25 protein-coding genes are annotated in these 21,325 nt (G+C 37.0%); 14 read left to right on the top strand and 11 right to left on the bottom strand.

Annotated elements, in window-relative coordinates; all coding sequences use genetic code 11:
* The first annotated feature begins 138 nt into the window (after positions 1 to 138).
* Both ACLMCG_RS12300 and ACLMCG_RS12295 read left to right on the top strand, forming a co-directional pair.
* The gene (locus tag ACLMCG_RS12300; protein ID WP_413959763.1) at positions 139 to 1,446 is read left to right on the top strand and encodes a hypothetical protein; all 1,308 of its coding nucleotides are present in this window, start codon (positions 139 to 141) and stop codon (positions 1,444 to 1,446) included.
* Between the two features lie 155 nt (positions 1,447 to 1,601).
* On the top strand, positions 1,602 to 1,844 hold the full coding sequence (locus ACLMCG_RS12295; RefSeq protein ID WP_142717405.1) for a hypothetical protein: 243 nt from the start codon (positions 1,602 to 1,604) through the stop codon (positions 1,842 to 1,844).
* On the opposite strand, the gene ACLMCG_RS12290 is transcribed toward ACLMCG_RS12295, so the two are convergent.
* Positions 1,841 to 1,972, bottom strand: coding sequence for a hypothetical protein (locus ACLMCG_RS12290; RefSeq protein ID WP_413959762.1), 132 nt, complete (start codon positions 1,970 to 1,972; stop codon positions 1,841 to 1,843). The genes ACLMCG_RS12295 and ACLMCG_RS12290 overlap by 4 nt on opposite strands.
* A 22-nt stretch (positions 1,973 to 1,994) precedes the next feature.
* Between ACLMCG_RS12290 and ACLMCG_RS12285 the strand changes: the two genes are divergently transcribed.
* The 3 genes from ACLMCG_RS12285 (at position 1,995) to ACLMCG_RS12275 (ending at position 4,456) form a co-directional block, all read left to right on the top strand.
* Positions 1,995 to 2,591 (top strand): porin family protein, encoded by a 597-nt coding sequence (locus ACLMCG_RS12285; RefSeq protein WP_142717406.1) that lies wholly within the window; start codon positions 1,995 to 1,997, stop codon positions 2,589 to 2,591.
* A 79-nt stretch (positions 2,592 to 2,670) separates the two neighbouring features.
* Positions 2,671 to 3,732 (top strand): sensor histidine kinase, encoded by a 1,062-nt coding sequence (locus ACLMCG_RS12280; protein ID WP_413959761.1) that lies wholly within the window; start codon positions 2,671 to 2,673, stop codon positions 3,730 to 3,732.
* Positions 3,722 to 4,456, top strand: a complete 735-nt coding sequence (locus tag ACLMCG_RS12275; protein WP_413959760.1) for a LytR/AlgR family response regulator transcription factor — start codon at positions 3,722 to 3,724, stop codon at positions 4,454 to 4,456. Before ACLMCG_RS12280 ends, ACLMCG_RS12275 begins: the two co-directional genes overlap by 11 nt.
* Before the next feature lie 61 nt (positions 4,457 to 4,517).
* Here the strand turns inward: ACLMCG_RS12275 and ACLMCG_RS12270 are convergent, their stop codons facing one another.
* The 5 genes from ACLMCG_RS12270 to ACLMCG_RS12250 all read right to left on the bottom strand — a co-directional run bounded on the left by ACLMCG_RS12270 (position 4,518) and on the right by ACLMCG_RS12250 (position 9,492).
* Entirely contained in the window at positions 4,518 to 5,426 is a 909-nt protein-coding gene (locus ACLMCG_RS12270) for a DUF6268 family outer membrane beta-barrel protein (protein ID WP_223598253.1), read from the bottom strand.
* A gap of 141 nt (positions 5,427 to 5,567) precedes the next feature.
* On the bottom strand, positions 5,568 to 6,764 hold the full coding sequence (locus tag ACLMCG_RS12265; protein ID WP_413959759.1) for a multidrug effflux MFS transporter: 1,197 nt from the start codon (positions 6,762 to 6,764) through the stop codon (positions 5,568 to 5,570).
* Between the two features lie 166 nt (positions 6,765 to 6,930).
* Entirely contained in the window at positions 6,931 to 7,752 is an 822-nt protein-coding gene (locus tag ACLMCG_RS12260; RefSeq protein WP_413959758.1) for a helix-turn-helix domain-containing protein, read from the bottom strand.
* A 98-nt stretch (positions 7,753 to 7,850) separates the two neighbouring features.
* Positions 7,851 to 8,903, bottom strand: coding sequence for a thiamine-phosphate kinase (gene thiL / locus ACLMCG_RS12255; protein WP_413959757.1), 1,053 nt, complete (start codon positions 8,901 to 8,903; stop codon positions 7,851 to 7,853).
* A 94-nt stretch (positions 8,904 to 8,997) separates the two neighbouring features.
* Positions 8,998 to 9,492 carry an acyl-CoA thioesterase gene (locus tag ACLMCG_RS12250; protein ID WP_413959756.1) on the bottom strand — a complete coding sequence of 165 codons (495 nt, stop codon included), beginning with the start codon at positions 9,490 to 9,492 and terminating at the stop codon, positions 8,998 to 9,000.
* A gap of 114 nt (positions 9,493 to 9,606) precedes the next feature.
* Here ACLMCG_RS12250 and ACLMCG_RS12245 point away from each other — a divergent pair, with 114 nt between their 5' ends.
* The 5 genes from ACLMCG_RS12245 to ACLMCG_RS12225 are packed head-to-tail and all read left to right on the top strand — an operon-like array spanning position 9,607 to position 14,138.
* Complete coding sequence (locus ACLMCG_RS12245; RefSeq protein WP_413959755.1) at positions 9,607 to 10,809, top strand: NAD(P)/FAD-dependent oxidoreductase; 1,203 nt, start codon at positions 9,607 to 9,609, stop codon at positions 10,807 to 10,809.
* A 30-nt stretch (positions 10,810 to 10,839) separates the two neighbouring features.
* The gene (locus tag ACLMCG_RS12240; RefSeq protein WP_413959754.1) at positions 10,840 to 12,141 is read left to right on the top strand and encodes an alpha/beta fold hydrolase; all 1,302 of its coding nucleotides are present in this window, start codon (positions 10,840 to 10,842) and stop codon (positions 12,139 to 12,141) included.
* Positions 12,142 to 12,163: 22 nt separating this feature from the next.
* On the top strand, positions 12,164 to 12,577 hold the full coding sequence (locus ACLMCG_RS12235; RefSeq protein WP_413959753.1) for a hypothetical protein: 414 nt from the start codon (positions 12,164 to 12,166) through the stop codon (positions 12,575 to 12,577).
* A gap of 5 nt (positions 12,578 to 12,582) precedes the next feature.
* Entirely contained in the window at positions 12,583 to 13,221 is a 639-nt protein-coding gene (locus ACLMCG_RS12230; RefSeq protein ID WP_413959752.1) for a DUF2306 domain-containing protein, read from the top strand.
* On the top strand, positions 13,218 to 14,138 hold the full coding sequence (locus ACLMCG_RS12225) for a YARHG domain-containing protein (protein WP_413959751.1): 921 nt from the start codon (positions 13,218 to 13,220) through the stop codon (positions 14,136 to 14,138). The genes ACLMCG_RS12230 and ACLMCG_RS12225 overlap by 4 nt, the downstream gene beginning before the upstream one ends.
* A 24-nt stretch (positions 14,139 to 14,162) precedes the next feature.
* Here ACLMCG_RS12225 and ACLMCG_RS12220 read toward each other — a convergent pair whose 3' ends face one another.
* From ACLMCG_RS12220 to ACLMCG_RS12210, 3 genes are all read right to left on the bottom strand, one after another.
* The gene (locus ACLMCG_RS12220; protein WP_413959750.1) at positions 14,163 to 14,564 is read right to left on the bottom strand and encodes a DUF2809 domain-containing protein; all 402 of its coding nucleotides are present in this window, start codon (positions 14,562 to 14,564) and stop codon (positions 14,163 to 14,165) included.
* 70 nt (positions 14,565 to 14,634) lie between these two features.
* Entirely contained in the window at positions 14,635 to 15,288 is a 654-nt protein-coding gene (locus ACLMCG_RS12215; protein WP_413959749.1) for a thioredoxin family protein, read from the bottom strand.
* A 10-nt stretch (positions 15,289 to 15,298) separates the two neighbouring features.
* Complete coding sequence (locus ACLMCG_RS12210) at positions 15,299 to 15,787, bottom strand: TlpA family protein disulfide reductase (RefSeq protein WP_413959748.1); 489 nt, start codon at positions 15,785 to 15,787, stop codon at positions 15,299 to 15,301.
* Between the two features lie 350 nt (positions 15,788 to 16,137).
* On the opposite strand from ACLMCG_RS12210, the gene ACLMCG_RS12205 reads away from it, so the two are divergent.
* The 3 genes from ACLMCG_RS12205 (at position 16,138) to ACLMCG_RS12195 (ending at position 16,833) form a co-directional block, all read left to right on the top strand.
* Complete coding sequence (locus tag ACLMCG_RS12205; RefSeq protein ID WP_223598240.1) at positions 16,138 to 16,293, top strand: hypothetical protein; 156 nt, start codon at positions 16,138 to 16,140, stop codon at positions 16,291 to 16,293.
* A gap of 183 nt (positions 16,294 to 16,476) precedes the next feature.
* Positions 16,477 to 16,644 carry a hypothetical protein gene (locus ACLMCG_RS12200; RefSeq protein ID WP_413959747.1) on the top strand — a complete coding sequence of 56 codons (168 nt, stop codon included), beginning with the start codon at positions 16,477 to 16,479 and terminating at the stop codon, positions 16,642 to 16,644.
* Between the two features lie 30 nt (positions 16,645 to 16,674).
* On the top strand, positions 16,675 to 16,833 hold the full coding sequence (locus tag ACLMCG_RS12195; protein ID WP_413959746.1) for a hypothetical protein: 159 nt from the start codon (positions 16,675 to 16,677) through the stop codon (positions 16,831 to 16,833).
* A 35-nt stretch (positions 16,834 to 16,868) separates the two neighbouring features.
* Here the strand turns inward: ACLMCG_RS12195 and mutS are convergent, their stop codons facing one another.
* The gene (mutS, locus tag ACLMCG_RS12190; protein ID WP_413959745.1) at positions 16,869 to 19,463 is read right to left on the bottom strand and encodes a DNA mismatch repair protein MutS; all 2,595 of its coding nucleotides are present in this window, start codon (positions 19,461 to 19,463) and stop codon (positions 16,869 to 16,871) included.
* A gap of 126 nt (positions 19,464 to 19,589) precedes the next feature.
* On the opposite strand from mutS, the gene ACLMCG_RS12185 reads away from it, so the two are divergent.
* Positions 19,590 to 20,120 (top strand): GNAT family N-acetyltransferase, encoded by a 531-nt coding sequence (locus ACLMCG_RS12185; RefSeq protein ID WP_413959744.1) that lies wholly within the window; start codon positions 19,590 to 19,592, stop codon positions 20,118 to 20,120.
* Between the two features lie 182 nt (positions 20,121 to 20,302).
* Here ACLMCG_RS12185 and ACLMCG_RS12180 read toward each other — a convergent pair whose 3' ends face one another.
* Positions 20,303 to 21,181, bottom strand: coding sequence for a cupin-like domain-containing protein (locus tag ACLMCG_RS12180; protein ID WP_413959743.1), 879 nt, complete (start codon positions 21,179 to 21,181; stop codon positions 20,303 to 20,305).
* Positions 21,182 to 21,325 lie beyond the last annotated feature (144 nt).

Raw genomic sequence — 21,325 nt, 5'->3', positions numbered from 1 at the left:
ACAGTGATAGCGGGTTTTTCTTTTCTATATTAAAAAAACATCATTGAATTCATTATGTTATTGATACTAATTTAACATTATTCTTTTGTATGTATTAAATAATTCACCTAATTTAGATAAAATTTAAAATCACTGTATATGAAAATGAAATCTAACCACTTCAAAATCAACAGAAATTTTTACTTTACTTTTCTTTTATCTATTTTCTGTTTGTTTCTTTTAACGTCTTGTTCTCAGGATGATCCTGCCGATCTGCCTGCTGAAAAACCCGCAGAGTCTGTTCAAATGAAGACTTTGGGAAATCTGACTTTACAGAAGAATGTTATTATTCTGAATGATGAATCGGTCAATGCAATTTCTACCCATAATGAAGGAGAAATCACATTTAGCCGTATGACCCCGCAAACAGACAGTATTTCGGTAGGAACCGTTATTGTAGGGACTAAAATAGAAGGCGATCAGGTGAACACCATTCTTTCAAAAGTAAGCGCTGTTTCAAAATTGAATAACCAATTTAAAGTGCAAACTTCCAGTGCAAAACTTGAAGAATTTATCTATAGCGGAACACTGAGCGGAGTGTATGATCCATCCGGTAAAGCTCCCGTTAATATTGATGGAAGAATGGTTAATTACATCCCTGTAGAAGGTATGGTCTCTGAGCAAATCAACCAAAAAATACTTTCTATCGAAGCAAAAAATATTCAAAACCAGAAATTAATTACTTTCAACCGTTATAATTTCAATAAAACCTTTTCATTTCCTCTATCTTCAGCAGGTACATCCACTGTAAATGTACAAGGAGGATTTACTCCAAAGATTGATTATAATATCACATTCTCATGGGGACACTTATCCAACTTCTATGTTAACCTCATTATGGATGACATCAAGCTTCAGAGCACTGCGAGTATTGTGGGAAGTCTGGGCTATACGGCAAGTACTACAGACTACCTGAATATTCCTATTGTTCCAATCGTTTTAGGACCTACAGGACTGATTTTAAGTCCTACTCTTTCTGCTGGTCCCTTCCTTGGAGTACAGGCTACAGGAAAAGTACAGGCACAACTTCTGGATCTTGAAGGAAATGCTAACTTTCTTGTAAGTAAAAATCCGGCGATTAATATTAATCTTCAAAAGAAATCAGAACCTGCCATCACCAGTGCAGAAGGAAACTTATCTGCTGAAGCAGGCCTGGAAGCAAAAGGAGCTGTAGGACTGATGTTTATTTCTATTCCTATCGCCAATTCCGGATTAAGAGGAAGAGCTTCTGCCCTTTCATCTTTAGGATTGACATTTGTTCCTGAAAGGAAAGGGGTTATTTCTGTAAAAGGTAAAATCCAGGCTGATATGTTTTATGGTTTTGGAATAGCTCCTCTCAGATATGAAGGCACCATTCCTCTGTTCCAAAAAGAATATATGCTGTACCAAAAGAATTTCAGCTTCTAAAACAGAATATTTTACATCATAAGGAAGCCATTCTTGAAAAAGGCTTCTTTTTGTATATAATCTATATATAATTCATTTACAATCCATTAAGACAATTTTACTATATTTACAAGGATATACAAATTAAACGATAACATTTAATACCAAATTGAACCATGAAAAAAATCAAAAAACTTTTGAGAAAAGACTTATCTACAATTCTGGGCAGCGGAATAGACGGCTGTCATATGGGAGGCAACTCTTATAATTGTCAGGACGACTGCCAGTGTGCCTGGGGATATGCATGCGAAATGTATGAAGACGGAAATCCCGGACAATGTATCGCTGTAGGTGGTGGCGGAAATCCAGGCGGCGGTGGATGTAATCCTCCTTCCATTTGTGAAGAGCAGCCTTATTAATAAACAGAAACCGGGAGTAGTAATACTTCCGGTTTTTTATTTTCATCCGGAAACGGGTCTTGGTCCAAGCATCTCTGCCATTCATCAAATAAAATTTCATACTGCCCTTCATCATTGTTGTTTTGCATCAGATTTTTAACACAATTAATTATGAAGCAGCAATTTTTAGCTCTGAGTTCTCTGTTATTATGCATTTTTTGCACCGTAGAAACAAAAGCACAGCAGACACCGGCTTTTCACATCGGGGTCAAGGGAGGAACAAATTTTACAAAAACATCAACGGCATCTTCTTCCTTGGAAGGGAAATACGGGCTAGGCTATCAGGCAGGAGTAATGACAAGAGTAGATCTCGGAAAGCTATATGTACAGGGAGAAGCTCTGTTCAACAAAAGGAAGACATCATACACCTCCCAAGACGGAAGCTCTTCAAAACTTTCCTGGAACGCTATTGATATTCCTGTAGTAGTAGGATATAAATTCATTAAAACCGATGATTTTAATGTAAGAGCATTTGCCGGGGGTGTTTACAGCTATGCCTTTAATAATAATTTATCTTCTTCCAAGGCTTTGCAGGAAGGTTTTAAAAAGTTCGACAAATCCAATATTGGAATTACAGGGGGGATTGGGGTAGATTATAAAAACTTCACGGTAGATCTTAGATATGAAACAGGTCTTTCCAGTATCAGTAAAGAGTTTAAGTCCAAACCCCACAGTTTTTCCCTCGGAATAGGTTATTTCCTGTTCTAAAAAACTTAAATTATCTTTACCCATTAGAAACTGTTTTCCCTGCAGTTTCTAATTTTTTTATCAAATTATTTCTTATTCCATGACAAAATCTTTTGTTTTTAAAGAATACATATTTACTTTTATTTTCTGGCTTGTATTGGCTATTGTATTGTGGTTTAATTTCCAGAGTACCACAGAAACTTATCTTGCGATGATCCAGGCTGCGATTATTGCAGCATTCTCGTTTACATTTACTCATTTTTTAACCAATAAGCTTCTTCCGAAAGCTCTTCGGGAAAAGAAAATGAAACGGTTTCTGATACAGTTGATAATCGTTATTTTCCTGCTTAGTCTGGTTTTCTCCGTTATATTCACCTATCTTGAAGTGGAGCCTAAAGATCAGCTTCCGGAAAACTTTATAGATCAGTTGCCTTTTTTGTGGAAGGGTTTTTATATGTCTCTGCCTGCCTCATTTCTGATTAATGGAGCAGCATGTGGGGTAAAATTTTATAATGAACACGGAAGAATAGAGCGTGATCATATTCTTCTTCAGCAGGCACATCTGGAAAACCAGCTTAAACTTCTGCAGGATCAGATCAATCCGCATGTGGTATTCAATATCCTGAATCATATCCATATTCTGATGAAAACGGATACCCAGCTTGCTGATTTTTTACTGATGAAATTTTCGGATATTCTGAGGTATCAGCTATATCATTGCAATCAGCCTCTGGTTCATTTAGATAAAGAGATTGAATATCTTCAGAATCTTGTTGAGGTAGAAAAACTGAGATGGGGAAATGAACTGGATGTAAAGGCTTCATGGGAAGTGGATAACAGAAAAGCTTTTATTGCTCCTTTGCTTCTGGTTCCTTTTATCGAAAATGCCTTTAAGTATGTCTGCAGGCTTCCCGGGCATAAAGGGTATGTGAAAATCTCCTGTAAAGAAAAAGACAACCACCTCTATTTCTATGTTGAAAATTCCTATTCTGATATGACAACTTACAAAAAGAAAGACGGAGCGGGCGGAATTGGCCTTCAAAATGTAAAAAAACGTTTAAAGCTGCAATATCCTGACTCCCACGATCTGAAAATTGAAACGAATGATCATATCTTTAAAATAACTTTACTACTAACACTATCTGACCATCATGAGCTCTAATATTCCAAAAATGAAATGCCTGATTATAGATGATGAACCTCTTGCAAGATTCCATCTTAAAGAACTGGCTGGTCAAATTGATTTTTTATCAGTTGAAGGAACCTGTGCCACCGCACTGGAAGCAGATGCCAAAGTAAAGGAAAGCAAAATAGATCTTCTTTTTCTGGATATCAACATGCCCTATCTTACCGGTCTGGAATTTCTGGAACAGCTGGAAAATCCACCTTTATGCATCCTTACCACGGCCTATTCTGAATATGCTTTGGAAGGATTTCGTTTGCAGGTTGTGGATTATCTTTTAAAACCCATTGCTTTTAACCGTTTTTATCAGGCTGTAAACAAGGCCCAGCAACAGTTTATCATCAGTGAAAAATTAAAAAAGAATACGTCTCTTGATGATCCGTTTCTGTATGTAAGGCAGTCTGACTCCTTTATTAAGGTTTCCTGGGTAGATATTCTGTACATTGAAAGTATGCAGAATTACACGAAACTTCATTTTAAAGACAAGTCACTGGTTATTCATCAGACGATGAAAGCGATTGAAGAATCCCTTCCTTCAGATCATTTTTTCAGGATTCACAAATCTTACCTCATCAATATCACCCATATCGATATGATCTCCGGAGGACGGCTTTTCATTAATAAAATTGAGCTTCCTATTTCCCGTACCCGAAAAGAAGAACTGCTTAATCAGGTAGTGTATAAGAAACTGATCAGCAAGTAAATAAATAACTTATCATAAAAAAGGAAGGCGTATAAAATTTTATACGCCTTCCTTTTAGTATTTATGGCAGATTCCAGCGCAGTGATACTGCAGCGTAGAATGTACTTGCAAACCTTGGATCCGCTATTTTTTTGTCTCTGAAAATGCTGCTGATTTTCCTGTCGTTTTCGCTGAAACTTCTCAGTATTGCCGTTCCACCTGTGACACGTAACGTAAGTTTATCATTGATTTTCAATTCAGGTCTGAGTCCTGCAGTGATCTGCTGATACCCCAGCAGCATAGATTTTCCGCCTACATTTCTCTCCGCCGTCATCCCGTTAAGATCTACAACAGCTTTTAAAGCAAATTTGTCTGAAAACAGATACCCGGCTTCCATACCTTGCGGGAAATTGATGTTGAATTTAATTTTTCCGTTGGTTTTCCAGTCAAAATAAATCCATGGTAAAATCATAGGAACTCCAAAAGCCGTGGTAAGCACCGGTCCTCCTCCCAATGAAAGATTAGGATTAAAATGTCTGATAAACAAAATTCCTCCCTGCCCCAGCACATCATCAAAATTAACTCTTTCCAGGTCTGTATACACTCCCACAGATGCATTCAGCATCATACTCCACTTTTTACCTAAAGGTCTCATATGCTGTATTCCCACCTGCGCATTCAGCATCTCATTCGGAAATAACTGGGTTTCGTAATTTTTGTGGGTCATCTTTGCGTAAGATCCGCTCAGCAGCATAGACCACGATCTTACTTTCCCATCAGTATCTTTTTTTACGGATAACGGAATACTCAGGTTAAGATCTATTCTTTTAAAATCACTTTTAGAATTCGTCTTTGTGCTGTCTTCAGGGCGGATATAATTGGAGCCCGGAATATATTCTGTTTTCAGTTCTGCAGAGATTCCGGATTGTGCATTTACCCAATATCCTAGTGGCAATAAACAACATAAAACCGTCGAAAGGGTTCTTTTCATATTTTAAATTTTATGCAAAGAGAACCCTTTGGTTATTTTTCACAAAAATTACTTGATTAAGTGTCCGGATCGTATGACAACAGGATCAAATAAGAGGATTAATTTTTCAGTATACTATTCTGTGTATATGAAAACAGGTATTTAAGCTGTTACTTTTTGAGCTTTAAAAATACGGTACCCAAACCCAACCGCGATTAATGCCATTGCGGAACGCGTTACCACCATCGGGATGATAGAGTCTGCTTCTAAAAGGCCTATCAGTCCTGAAATTAAGAAGGTAACCATCAGCTGCATGAATCCAAGTAAAGCCGCTGCTGTTCCTCTTCCTTCTTTAAATGGAGAAAGTGCATGAGCTGACGTGATAGGAAATAAAATACCGATAGCCAGTAACGACAGATAAAGCATTGCAATTTCCAGGGCTACAGAAACATTTTCAGCAGCAATCAGAATATGAAGGGAACATACCACGAATAATACAATAGTAGCTGTAAATAGCAGTGCTGAATTACTTATTCTTTTGATCAGTTTTGGGGTAATATAAGCCGCCGTTATCAAGGCCAGGGAATTAAAAGCAAATATAAAACTAAATGTACTGCTTGAAAACCCATGGATCTCCATGAATAGAAACGGTGCATTTGAAATGTAAATAATAAGGGATGCAAACGCAATACTTCCCACCATCGTACTGTTGATAAAATCTTTGTTGGAAATGATCATTTTCAGCTGATCTTTTAATCCTTTTTCATTCATCAGTTCTTCGTCAGGAAGATTGATTCTACTATTGGTTTCCGGTACATATTTGTATACCATGAAAAAAGTAATCAGTCCCATGATACATAAAAAGGCAAAAGAACTGTTCCAACCCCAGAATTTAAGGAAAACACTTCCCAGTAACGGAGCCACAATGGGAGCGATACCACTGATCTGAGACTGCTGGGAAAAGATGGTTACCGATTTTTGTTTATCGTAAAGATCAATAATGATCGCTCTGCCAATTACAATGCCCGCACTTCCTCCGAACGCCTGCAAGAAACGCATTGCCCATAACACATAAATATCTGAGGTAAAATAGATGGCCGTAGCACCTATAATAAAAAGTAAAAGCCCGCAATACAACATGGGTTTTCTTCCTTTTTTGTCTGATAAAGGTCCCCATAATAATTGTCCGAAAGCAAATCCGGCAAAGAACACCGAAATGGATATCTGGATATGGCCGATATCGGTATTAAAGATTTTAGCCATACTTGGGAAAGCGGGAAGATAAAGATCTATACTTAGCGACTCCAAGGTGTTGAGCAGTGCCAAAATAAACACTACAATATTCAAATTCTTCTTCATAAATAATATAAGCCTTCACAGGCGGTTTTTCAGCTGCAAAGTTGCTTTAAAAAGCGTCATATTTCAATAAAAGAACTGAAGGAAGTATAGGACAAACTGAAGATTTAAATAAAAAAATAAATGAAAAATATTAATTTAAGCCAATCATTATAGTAAATATTGAGGATTATCTTTTTTCATTATTCTTAAAGCTGTCAGGATTTTGGTTAGTATGTTTCTTGAAAAACCTTGAAAAATATGAAGCATCATTAAAACCGAGTTTAAAAGCAATTTCCTTCACCGTAAGAGCTCCAAAGCTAAGTTCTCTTTTGGCTTCCAGGATAAGACGCTGGGAAATCATTTTTTTGACTGTTGTTCCTCTCAAAAGGCGCACAATATCATTAAGGTGGTGTGTACTTATCTTTAATTGACCAGCGTAGAAACCTGTTTCTCTGTGCACTATATAATGCCTCTCAATAAGCCCCACCAGTTCCTGAATGCGTTGACGGTCATTCAATAAAGGTTCCTGAGGATGAATTTGCTCTCCGATGATGATACAGAATGCTTTCAGATATGTCTTTAAGAGTTCCGTCCTTGATGCAGCTTTATATTCCTGCTCAATCAGTGATATGAGTGTACTGCAGGTTTTTTCATTCTTCGGATTTAAAAAAAAGGGAAGCTCACCTCCTGTAAGTACCGATTCTATATCACAGGCTTCATTAAAAATTTCCCTGCTTATGGCCATTGCATATCCCTCTTCTCCTTCCAGTTTCATGTTGAATGCCTGTCCCGGTGCAATGATACAGATCTGATTATTCTCAAGTTGATAGCTTTCAAAATCCAGTTCTAAACGGCTGTTTTCATACACGCTCCTGAACCAGATGATTTCAAAAAAATTATGCCGGTGAACATCATGAAAATTCTCAGGGCCAGCTGCACTCAAAGTGCTCATCTGAAATTCTTCAGAAGTGAGATGGTGAACCGGGATTTCTTTTTCTGGCGTAAACATTACTTTATTGCAAAATAATCAGTGATAAACAAAAACCACAGCAAAAAAAGTGCTGCGGTTTTCTTACAATATTTAAAATTAAATATAATTTTTCGGTTTTATTGGTTTAAAAAGGCATCCCAACCTTGAGCAGTTAATGCTACCAACTGGTTAGATCCTCTTGCTACCATAAAGTTTCCTTCTTCTTTTTCTACGGCATGTCCTATAATAGTAAAATCCGGGTGATTTTTAATTTTATCAAAATCATCCGGCGAAATCGTGAACAGAAGTTCATAATCTTCACCACCGCTTAAAGCAGTCATTACCGGATTCAAATTCATTTCATCAGCGGTAGAAATCGTAAGATTATCCAATGGTACTTTTTCTTCATACAATCTGAAGCCTACTTTTGACTGATCTGAAAGGTGAAGGATTTCTGAAGCCAGGCCATCTGAAATGTCAATCATAGAAGTTGGTTTTATATCCAGTTCTTCAAGAATTGCCTTCACGTCTGTTCTTGCTTCAGGCTTCAATTGTCTTTCCAGGATATAATCGTAGCCTTCCATTTCCGGCTGCATATTTGGATCTGCAAGATATACAGCATGCTCTCTTTCCAGAATCTGTAACCCCATGTAAGCACCACCCAAATCTCCGGTTACCACAAGAAGATCATTAGGTTTTGCACCACTCCTTTTTACGATATTTTCTTCATTTTCAATTCCTACAGCGGTAATACTCATTACCAGCCCTGAATTGGAGCTTGTGGTATCTCCTCCAATCAGATCAATTTTGTATCTTCCGCAGGCAGCCTGAATTCCGGAATAGATTTCTTCTAAAGCTTCTACCGGAAAACGGTTGGAAACCGCAAGGGAAACCAAGATCTGCGTAGGCGTTGCATTCATTGCTGCAATATCACTAAGGTTTACCACGACAGCTTTATATCCTAAGTGCTTCAACGGCACATACCCCAGATTGAAGTGTACTCCTTCAGCCAGTACGTCTGTTGTAAGAACTACTTTTTTGTTATCAGGATTGATAACTGCTGCATCATCTCCTACCCCAAGTTCCGAAGATTCATTGGATAACGGAAAATGCTCTGTCAAATGCTTAATAAGACCGAATTCTCCTAGTTTTGAAATGGGCGTCAGCTCCTGTGATTTATCTTCAAACATAATTTCTGTTTATAAGTGATCATTGATAAATGAAAGTTGATTATCAAGAACACAGATTTTCATCGTATATCATTGATCAACCATCATTCATCATTTATATATTAATTTCTGCCGGGTCGATATTATGTGGGTGGAAAGGAAATTTTTTGAAATCTTCTTTCGATAATATAACCGTTTCCGGGCTTTTATATTTATTCATTGCTTCCACTACATCATCTGGTGGAGTCGTCATTTTTCTAAGCATCATATCAATCCATACTCCTGTAGCCTCTGCAGTGGCGCAGTGCATGCCATCCGGTGTATAGAATTTGTGTACGAAACGGTAGATAGAAGAATCTTCTGCACATCCGTCTATTTCCACACTTACAATTACAATCTGATCTGCGTAGATTTCTTTGAAGAAAGAATATCTTTCATGCAGGATCACAGGACCAATTCCCCATCTGCTCAGCTGGGTAACCCCCATTTTTTCTTTAGTCATAAAAGCCATTCTGGCTTGCGCACAATATTGTACATATGATGAATTGGCTAAGTGCTTGTTGGCATCAAGATCGCTCCATCGCACTTCAAATTTATGGTAGAAAATCATTTGAAAATCGTTTTTGGGTATTATAAAATAATAATCTTCAAAAATACTCAAATAAGATGGTTTATAAAAATTGTACTTTTGAAAAAATAATCTTCCGCATAGGATTACATATACATGAAACAGATCATTATTATCGGAGGCGGTGCTGCAGGCTTTTTCTGTGTATCCAATCTTGACGAAAAGAAATATACAATTACGATTTTAGAACAGAACTCTGATGTCCTTCAGAAGGTTAAAATTTCCGGAGGCGGACGCTGCAATGTGACTCACGCATGTTTTGATCCAAGAGAACTTGTTCAGTTTTATCCTCGTGGAAACAAGGAACTACTAAGTGTTTTCAGTAAATTTCAGCCTGGAGATACGATGGAGTGGTTTGACCAGCGTAATGTTCCGTTGAAAATTGAAAATGATAACAGAACTTTCCCTGAAAGTAATTCTTCTCAGACGATCATCAATACTTTTCTGAACGAAGCGCAAAAGAAAAATGTTTCTATAAAAACAAAATGTACGGTAAAAGAGATTGAAAAACAGAGTGAAAAATATATCGTAAAAACCAATTCAGGGGATTTTGAGGCGGATTATATCGTATATACCACCGGAAGCTCTCCAAAATCTTTGAAAATGGTTGAAAATCTGGGACATAAGATTGTAGACCTTGTCCCCTCTCTTTTTACTTTCAATATTAAAGATGAATTGCTGAAAGATCTTCCGGGAACAAGCTTTGAAAATGCAGGAATTTCTATTCCTAAACTCAAAACTGAAGAAAGCGGACCTTTACTTATTACGCATTGGGGACTTTCCGGGCCTGCTGTTCTGAAAATTTCTGCATGGGAAGCCATAAGTCTGGCAAAACTTAAATATAACTTTGAAATTGAAGTTAATTTTATCTCCATAGAAATGGACGAAGCGGAGGAATCCTTCCATAATTTTAAACAAAGTAATCCTAAAAAGACCATCGGGCAGTCTAAGATCTTTGATATTACCAACAGGTTCTGGCAGAAAATTTTAGATATTTCAAAAGTTGACCTCAACAAACAGGTGGCTAATATTTCCGGAAAAGAAATGCAGAAAATATTAGAAAATCTTTGCAAAAAGAAGTTCCAGGTGACCGGAAAATCAACTTTTAAAGATGAATTTGTGACAGCTGGAGGTGTTGATTTAAAGGAAATTAACTTCAAAAACATGTCTTCAAAACTCCTCCCTAATTTCTATATCGCCGGAGAAGTTTTGAATATTGACGCCGTGACCGGAGGTTTCAATTTCCAGGCATGCTGGAGTGAGGGATGGCTGATTGCACAGGATCTCAACAGCTTATAAAAAATATTACTTTTACTAAAAACTAAACACATGAAAAAAAATTTCGCCTTCTTTCTTTTATTCTGGTTCTTTTTAGGATACAGTCAGGAAAAAACAATTATTTCTGACTGGACTTCACTTACACAGGCTGTCAATATAGAGAATAAACCTAACTGGAACTTCCGTATAACGGCAAAAATCAGAAAAGATAATGAGGATAATGGTTCCAATTGTGGGTTATGGTGCAGAATAGATAATAAAGATGAGTCTACCAGTTTCTTTGAAAATCAATATTATGGAATCCAGGTAACCCATGAATGGAAAACCTACGAAATAAAAGGAACCATCAATCCATCTGCGAAGACCATGAATATCGGAGCTTTTGCACAAAGCAACGGGGATTTTTATTTTGACGATTTTAAGTTGGAAGTCAATGATGGAAAGTCAAAAAAATGGACTGAAATTCCACTGGAAAACTCAGGTTTTGAAAAAGAGATTGCATCTTCAAATGGGTGGTTTGAAGGAATCCGTTCTCAGAAAATAAAGCACGTAAAACATTTTACCATTGCAACTTCAGATTACAAACCATTCAGTGGCAACAAATCTTTGTTGATCAAAGGTCGTGGTATTATCGGAGCAATGCCGGAGGGAAAATTTATGGATGTTAATGGTATCAAATTATACTATGAAATCTTTGGAGAAGGTGAGCCGGTTCTTATGCTTCATGGCAATGGCCAATCCATCAGTGCCTTTATGAACCAAAAAGATACATTTGCTAAAAAATATAAAGTGATCATTGTCGATTGCCGTGAACGGGGAAGATCTACGTATGACAAAACGAAAGAACTTACTTTTGATATTCAGACAGAGGATCTTAAGCAGTTTTTAGAGAAGCTGAACATCAAAAAAACAAAAATTCTTGGCTGGAGTGACGGAGGAATTCTCGCGCTGTCTATGGCAATGAAATACCCCGAAATGGTAGACAAAATTGCCTGTTCAGGAGCCAATATTTTTCCGGAAGGAGTCAAAGATAATGATTTAAAATCCATGAAGGCAATGCTCGTGAACCTTACTCAAGAGAATAAAGACCATAAAAATGATATCTTTATTGATCTTCTCAATCTGGATTTGAAGTATCCTCAATGGAAGTATGAAGACCTGAATAAAATTCAGTGTCCATCATTGATCATTGCCGGTGATAATGATCTTATAAAAACAGAACATACAGTAAAAATCGCAGAATCTATCCCAAAAGGACAATTAGCTATTATCCCAAATGCAAATCATTATGTTCCCGAAGAAAAACCGGAGTTATTCAATGAGTTAGTGATTGATTTCTTTGAAAATAAATAACCTGAATACGATAATATTAACCATGAAAAAAACACTAGCATTCATTTTGTGTCTTGGGTTTGGGTTCGCCCTCTCACAAACGCAGGAAACCAAAACATCTCCCACAGAAGATCATTCCAGAGATAAGTTTATTCCTGAACAAAGTAAGCAGGCGGAATATCCCGGTGGGCTTTCGGCATTTATGCGGGAGGTATCTCAAAAAATAAATACGAACCGAATAAAAGGAGCCAAAGGAAGAACACGTTCACAAGCAAAATTTTCTGTCAATGCTAAAGGTTATATTGAAACAATTATCGTAACCGGAGACAATGAATCCCTTAATCATGAAGTAGAAAGAGTGATGAAATCTATGAAAACCCAATGGAAACCTGGAGAATATAAGGGGAATACCGTAATGATTTGGTTTAATCTTCCTTTCATTATTAATTTTGAATAATCGGGATGCTGTCAGTCAAAAGAAATATTTCTTCTTTCTTTAAAATCCTTTTAGTTTTAGGATTCGGGTATTTCTTTTGGCTGATGCTGAAAATCACCTTAGAATATATTCCTTTTAATCCTGAAGTCAGTTTCCTGATGATTAAGCAAACGGAAGTAGTAGAAAGGCCTGAATACCTTACATTTTTCTATACTCACGTTTATATAAGCATTTTTGTTCTTCTTTCAGGGTTTCTGGCCATTCTCAGACGGAATTTTGGATTAAAAAACTTCCACCGGAATATGGGGAAAGTGTATATTTTTCTCATTCTGATTTTTGCGGCGCCATCAGGAATTTATATGGGAATCTTTGCCAACGGAGGTATTTTATCAAAGGTGTCGTTTGTCATTTTAGGCTTTTTATGGTGGTTTTCAACTTTTAAAGCATATCAGCTGGCGAGACACAAAAAGTTTAAAGAACACAAGCAATGGATGTGGCGCAGTTTTGCTTTTACACTGTCTGCAATTACCCTCAGAATGTGGAAAGTAATTATTGTATATTTATTTCATCCCAATCCTATGGATGTGTATCAGATCATTGCATGGCTGGGCTGGATTCCCAATATCCTTATTATTGAATATTTAATCACAAAAAAACATATATGAAAATTGTAAATTACACATTGATTTCTTTATTGGCAGTTTCTTTGGCAAGCTGTAAAAAAGAAGGAAAAGCCAATGAATCAGGGAAAGATTCCCTGACCGCAAAGAAAGATTCTGTAGTTATTCCTGAAGTTCACAAAGAATACTACGGAATTTATACCGGTGAGTTTGCCGGGATGGAAAAGATAGTTGACGAGACAGATGGCTCGGAATATGATGTCGATAATTACAAAAGAATTTCTTTAAAGATCAACAGAATTACCAAAGACAGCGTTTACGGACAAAGTATTGTGAATGGCAATCAGCGCCCATTCAGAGGAGTTTTCAATGAGACTTCAACCTCTTTTATACTGGATGAACCCGGCAATGATAAAACAGACGGGAGATTTGAAGTAAAACTGAAAGGAGACAGCCTAACCGGAAAGTGGAACGCCTTTGATAAAACAAGTGTTAAAGCCCCTTCAAAAACACTTAAACTGACTAAAAAAGAGTTTGTTTACAACCCTAATTTTATGTTGAATAAAGATTCTGATCTGGTAGACTGGTCCAATCCTAAGGAGTTTACAGAAAAGTACACGGATGAAGAAACAGGAAAGACAGAAAGCTATAAAACATCTAAAAACCGTATCGCTTCAGAAGCAATTTTCAAACTGAATGCCTCTAAGCAGAAACTGACGGAAAAGGATCTTAAAAACTTAAGAAAACTTGATCTTGAGATCATCAAAAATTCTGTATTTGCAAGACATGGCTATTCTTTCAAAAAAGAAACCTACAGAAATTTCTTTGAACAAACAGACTGGTACATTCCTGTTTCCAGCAATGTAGACAATGATCTTTCTACTATGGAAAAGGAAAATGTTGCTTTATTGAACCGCTTTACCAAGTATGCAGAGGATAAGTATGACAGTTTTGGAAGATAAGTAATAGGTGCCAGGTTGCAGGCGTTAGGGATTAGGAGTTGAGGTTAAGTTTTCACTTTTTGTCATCTTTACGAAAAAATAGAGCAACAGACAGCCTACAGCATAGCAAAGATTATCAATCCAGGAGAAAGAATTTCCGATAACAATATACATCAGGCTTCCAGGACGGAAGCCTAGTTTTTCTGCAATATTGAAATACTGGGCAAACTCTACCAGAAATGAAAAAATCAGAATTCCCAGAATCAATTTCTGGTCATTTACTTTTACAAAACTTTTCACAAAAGTATACAGAAGCATCACCACAATAACATCCCCCAGATAAGCTCTTATGAAGAAAATATGGCTCAGTTTGGTAGCAATCAATACTTCTACAAGAAAAATAAACAGAGTCAGAAGGAGATATTTCAGGCTGAATTGTAATTTCATTTCAAAAGGGAATTAGGCATAAAAAATCGGTATTCAAGGAACACCGATTTTATTTTTAAGAGCAAATATATTATTTCTTTACTTTAATTGTACATCCGATAGCTACCGTTTTTGTCATTTTCACCGGTTCACCTTTTATCAGAGCATTTACGGCATCCTGAGCATAATATTCGGATACATCATTGGGGTTATCGTAATTATTGTCGATAGCACCAATGTATTTCACGATATTCTTCCCGTTTTCTTTCTTCAGTACAAACACGTGAGGTGTCTTCGTAGCCCCATACTGCGGATAAATTTTCTGCCCTTCATCTACCAGATATGGGAAAGTAAATCCTTTCTGCTTTGCTCTTTCAATCATCTGCTGATAGCCGTCTTCCGGCTGTACATTAGGATCATTTGGATTGATTGCAATGACGGGATATCCCTGAGATTTATATTTTTTATCCAGCTCAATAATCCTGTCTTCGTATTTCTTGGCGTAAGGACAATGGTTGCAGGTAAATACTACAATGAAGCCCTTAGCGTTTTTAAAATCACTTAGGGAAACCATTTTCCCATCTATATTTTTAAGTTTAAAATCAGCGGCTTCATCTCCTACTTCATAGCCTTTTGCAGAAATATTCTCTTTCTGGGTTTTGTTTCTATCATGATCAGTCGTCGTAAAGCTCAGCAATCCGAGTCCAACGATGAATGCGGTCATTAAAATTTTCAGGTTTTTCATAATCGATTATTTATTGTAGATTTTCTTTAATTGTTTTTTCAAGGTCTTCCTTGCTCATTTCACCGTCATTGAAGTGAAACTTCACCCCATTTTTATAGAACAGCGTTACTGGAATATTTCCATCCCATTCTTTTTCAAACTTTGGAATCCAGGTATTCATTCTTTTGATGTCATCCAACAGAAGAACTTCAGCAGTAAGATTTTTATTTTTAATGAATTTCAATACTCTTTCTTTATCTGCCAGCCTGTCCAGTGAAACCAAAATCATTTTAAATTTCTGATTATTCCTAAACTCAGCATTCACTTCCATAAAATGAGGAAGTTCTTTTACACATGGGCCACAGGTGGTTGACCAAAAGTTGACAACCAATAATTTATCTTTTTCCTGCTGGATCCGCTTTTCCAGATCGTCATATTTTATCACAGAAACTTCGGTCTGCTGAGCTTTAAAAACCGTACAAAATATAAATACAGCTAGTATCTTTATTAAATTCTTCATATTCAAAATTAATAAATGCATTCTTTCTCAATGAGAATCAACTTGTTAAAATTTGTTAAGAATTCTATTTATTGCACAATATTCTTTCACCAACTGTTGAATTAATAAAAATAAAATGTAAATTAGCTCAGAATCAAAACTAAAAATACCATGAAAATTCAAACACTCAAAAGAGAAAGCTTACCAAAAGCGAATTAAAAGAAATTAATGGTGGAGCACTTCCTCCACGATGCCTGCGAGGGTTCTGCATGATGCCTGACTCCGGTGAAATGACTCCAGGTCTTGTAGGAAAAGATGGTTTCTGCTGTTAATCAAACATTATTACTAAAAACTAATCAAACTAAATTATCATGAAAAAATCAAACGTTCAAAAAAGAAAATTGACAAAAAGTGAATTGAAAGATATTAAAGGAAGCGGAAGATTATGCTTTGATGGATTCTGCCGTATGGGAGAATTTGAAGAATGGCAGCTTGGCGCTGGCGACAAGAATGGGTACTGCTGCTAATATCAGCAAACTTATTAGATAAATAAAAAAGGATTGAGGCAGCCCCTCAATCTTTTTTATTGAACAATGCTTCCTCAAGGGAAAGAAAGGCATTATAAAAAATACAACTTAACAATTTGAATAACAATATTTTGAATCAATAAAAATAAAGTGTAAATTAGCTTTTACCAAATTAAAATTATTATGAAAAATTCAAAGAATCAAAAAAGAAAGCTTAGTAAGAGTGAGCTTAAAGAGATCAGCGGAGGAGCCAACAGACCTATCTGTCCAAGAGTGATAAGCTGTACAGATCCCCACACCGGAGAAGAGCGCTCCGGAGTTCCCGGGATGCAGGATGGATTTTGCTGTTAACCAAGTTTATACCATGTAAACAGGGAAAATATGAAAAATTCAAACCTCAACACAAGAAGACTCACCAAAGCTGAGCTTAAAGAAATCAACGGAAGTGCAGCAGCCTGCGCAGAAGGTCTATGTAAACTAAGAGGAGTAAGTCACTTCCTTATTATCGGCCCAAGAGGTAAAGACGGCTATTGCTGCTAATCAAACTTTTAACATTATTAAAAAAAATGATTGGATTACCCTCCAATCATTTTTTTTATTGAATTCAGCTTCATTAAAGCTTCAATCGGGGTCAATGTATTGATATCTATTTTCGTCAGTTCTTCACGGATATTTTCCAGAACAGGATCATCCAGCTGAAAGAAAGAGAGCTGCATATTTTCCTCTGTCACTCTTTTGATACTCTCAGAAGTACCTCCGGTTCCCTGAGTTCTGCTCGCTTCAAGGGTTTTAAGAATTTCATTTGCTCTGTTAACCACTTTCGCAGGCATTCCCGCCAGTTTTGCCACATGAATACCGAAACTATGCTCACTTCCACCAGGAACCAGTTTTCTCAGGAAAATGATGTTTCCTTTATTTTCCTGGATAGAAACGTGGAAGTTTTTCACCCTTTCAAAATTGACAGTCATTTCATTCAGTTCATGATAATGCGTAGCAAACAAAGTCTTGGATTGTGTAGGATGCTGATGAAGGTATTCTGCAATTGCCCATGCAATAGAAACCCCGTCATAAGTGGATGTTCCACGACCAATTTCGTCCAGCAAAATAAGGCTACGCTCTGAAATATTGTTCAAAATATTCGCTGCCTCGTTCATTTCTACCATGAAAGTTGATTCACCTGCAGAGATATTATCTGTAGCTCCTACCCTTGTAAAGATTTTATCCAACATCCCGATCTCAGCGTGTTTTGCAGGCACAAAACTTCCGATCTGAGCCAACAGGCATACAATAGCCGTCTGACGCAGAATGGCGGATTTACCAGCCATGTTCGGTCCTGTCACCATAATAATCTGCTGGGAATCTTTATCCAGGAAGATATCATTCGGAATATACTTTTCACCCAGCGGAAGTGCATTCTCAATAATCGGGTGTCTGGCTTCTTTTAAATCAATAGCAAACCCATCATTCAAAACAGGTCTTGTATAACTTTCAGCAACAGCCAGTTCAGACAATCCTGCAGCCACATCAAGCTGGGCAATGATATTGGAGTTTCCCTGGATCTGGTCAATATAAACCATCGTTTCCGCACATAAGTTTCTGTACAGCGAATTTTCCAGAACGCCTATTTTTTCTTCGGCACCAAGGATCTGACTTTCGTATTCCTTTAATTCTTCGGTAATATATCTTTCAGCATTCACCAAAGTCTGCTTTCTTACCCAATCATCCGGAACTTTATCTTTATGTGTATTTCGGACTTCAATATAATACCCAAAAACGTTATTAAAATCAATTTTAAGGCTTGTAATACCTGTTCTTTCAATTTCCCGCTGGCACATTTCATCCAGGAATCCACGTCCTTTATTCTGTAGATTTCTCAATCTGTCAAGCTCTTCAGAAACACCTTCTTTAATGATATTTCCTTTGGCAATGCTTACCGGAAGTTCTTCATTAAGATGATTCTGCAGAAACTTAATCAATTCTTCAAGATCAAACAATGGTTCCAGCCACGCCAGCACATCCGCATGAGCATGCAATAATGCTTTGATTTTATGGATATTAATTAAACTTTGGCGAAGATAACCCAGTTCTTTAGGTGAAATTTTTTCTGCCGCCAGTTTTCCCATTAATCGGTCAAGGTCAGAAATCGATTTCAGAAGCTGGCAGATCTCATATTTCAGATGATCATTTTCGTTTAGGAAATCAATCAGAGAAAGTCTTCTCATAATCTCGTCCACTGATTTTAAGGGAAGAATGATTCTTCTTCTCAAAAGCCTTCCTCCCATCGGAGTAGAAGTTTTATCAATGATATCCAGCAGAGATTTTCCCTGTGGATTGCTTGGATAAACAATTTCAAGGTTTCTCAGGGTAAAATTATCCATCAACAGATAATCTTCCTGTGGAATGATCTGAAGCTTTGTAATATGGGCCAGCAGATTATGATGGGTATCTTCTACCAGATACGCAAAAATAGCTCCTGCTGCCGTAATGGCCAGCGGAAGGTTTTCTACACCAAACCCTTTTAATGAATTGGTTTTGAAGTGATTCGTTAATTTTTCGTAGGCAAAATTATATTGGAAAGCCCAATCTTCCAGTTTAAAGGCACTTCTGTTTTTAATCTGCTCCGGAATCTGTATACTTCTCTGGTAAATAATCTCACTGGGATCAAAAGTATTGACAATGTGCAGCAACTTTTCCAGATTTCCTTCACTTACCAGAAACTCTCCTGTAGATATATCCACTAAAGCGATTCCATATTTCTCTTTTTCTTTGTGTAAAGAAAGCAGGAAATTGTTCTTTTTTGAATTTAAAACCTGGTCGTTAAAGGTAACCCCAGGCGTAACCAACTCAGTAACACCCCGTTTCACAATACCCTTCACCATTTTAGGATCTTCCAGCTGATCACAGATCGCTACTCTCATACCTGCCCTTACCAATTTTGGAAGATAAGAATCTACAGAGTGGTGTGGAAATCCGGCAAGCTCTATATGCCCTTCACCATTAGCTCTTTTGGTAAGCACAATACCCAGAATCTGAGAAGTTCTGACAGCATCCTGTCCAAAAGTTTCATAAAAATCCCCAACCCTGAATAATAATAGCGCATCAGGATATTTCGCCTTGATGGTATTGTACTGTGTCATTAATGGGGTTTCTTTCTTCGCTGCTTTTGCCATAGTAAAAAATGAGCCCCAAATTTAGAAAAATAAATTCAGGGTAAGAGAATTGTTTAGGGGTTAATCTTCTATACTTTTCTTTATCAGTAATTAATCGTACTTTTCACCCATCAAATCACATCATTCATGGAATTTCCTGTTTTAGAGACTGAAAGGCTTATTTTACGTCAGCTCACTTTCAATGATACCCAAGACCTGTTCGAGTATTTTTCTCTGGATGAAGTCATGGAATATTATGATCTGGAAACCTTCAAAACAGAAGAGGACTCCCGGCACATTATTCAACATTTTAACAATGAGTTTGAAAAAGGGAAAGGATTCCGATGGGCACTGGAACTGAAATCTGAAAAGAAAGTGATCGGCACCTGTGGTTATCACAACTGGTACAGAGAACATTTCAGAGCTGAAATCGGCTATGAGCTCAATCCAAAATTCTGGCAGCAGTCTTATATGAAAGAAGCTATTCTTCCCATCCTGACTTTCGGATTTGAAACCATGAGGCTTCACCGTGTGGATGCTTTCATAGATCCTTCCAATATTTCTTCCGAAAGGCTGTTAACTTCTTTAAACTTCAGCAAAGAAGGAACGTTGAAAGATTATTTTTTTGAAAAAGGGAAATTCGTAGACGCAACCATCTTCGGGCTGATTAATAAATAAATCCAAAATCTAACGCTAAAATGCAAAACCAATTGATACTGGCTCTTCTTATTTCGGTCCGCAAGGGTGTTTCACTTAGCAATTGGCGACATGTCTTCGCTGAGTGAAACACCCTTGCGAACTTTTATCAGCAATCAACCAAAACTTGCGTCCTTGCGTTAAAATTATCTAAATGGTAATTTTTATCTTTCAGGTCTAAGATGTTTTTCCAAAGCATCTGAACTTTTCTTGTAGGCCCATTTCTGTTTGTAATCTACCCATTTGGCTTTGAAAAGTTTTCGCATAAGTTTATCCGTGTACCTCATAATGAAGACATGATACAGCATACTGGCAAAAACATTGGGTTTATTGGGAAGGGCTCTCAGTGAAAGAGAAAAACCTGGTTCCAGATATCGGTTGAAGTGCCAGAAAGCTCCTGGAATAAAGAGAGCATCGCCATGCTCCATAAAAATTTCGTATCCTTTAGCATATTTCAGTGCTGGAAATTTTTCGTAATCCGGATTCTCGTAGTCGACCTCGTAAACAGTATGAACAGACAAAGGAACTTTATATAAAAATGGAGACTGTTTCTGGTCAAATAACAGGATTCTTTTCTTTCCTTCAAAATGGATATGCATAAAATCGCCCAAATCCACATCATAATGCATTAAAACATGAGCTTCACTGCCCCCGAAGAATAACGTTGGTAATCTTTTAAAGAATTTTATACCCAGATCCGGATAAGTAAAGTTTTTCAGCAGCTCAGGAAGTCTGTCTGTAATGATATAGAAAAAGATACGAAGATCCGAAGGCTTACTTTTTATGGTATCAATATACTCCTTCATTTTCATTTGGGCTACCGGAGCGTCAGAACTTTTGGCAGCATCTGCGGGCTTATTATCATACAACGGAACTTCCTGATCTCCCGCCTTTTCCCGGATGTAAGCCAGATTCCATTTGTCAAAAGCATCCCATCTGCTGGCAAAATTCTTGATTAAAAGAGGTTTTTGCTTTTTAAAATAATTTTTCTGAAAATCTTCTTTACTGATATCATTTACAATATCTACGTTTTCGAGGATCATGTATTTTGTATTTAATGCGAAATAAAAATAGTGTTTTTTTGAAACCTGAGAAAATTAAGATTAAAAGTGATGGAAGTTAAGATTTGTTGTCTGCAAACATCTATATATTGCTCCATAAAAATCTTTTTATGAAAAACCTAGTCC

It is taken from the genome of Chryseobacterium sp. S90 (assembly GCF_047444895.1).
Classification (GTDB): Bacteria; Bacteroidota; Bacteroidia; order Flavobacteriales; family Weeksellaceae; genus Chryseobacterium.
The sequence above is the reverse complement of the archived record's forward strand: the minus strand, read 5'-3'. Positions and strand labels throughout refer to the sequence as shown.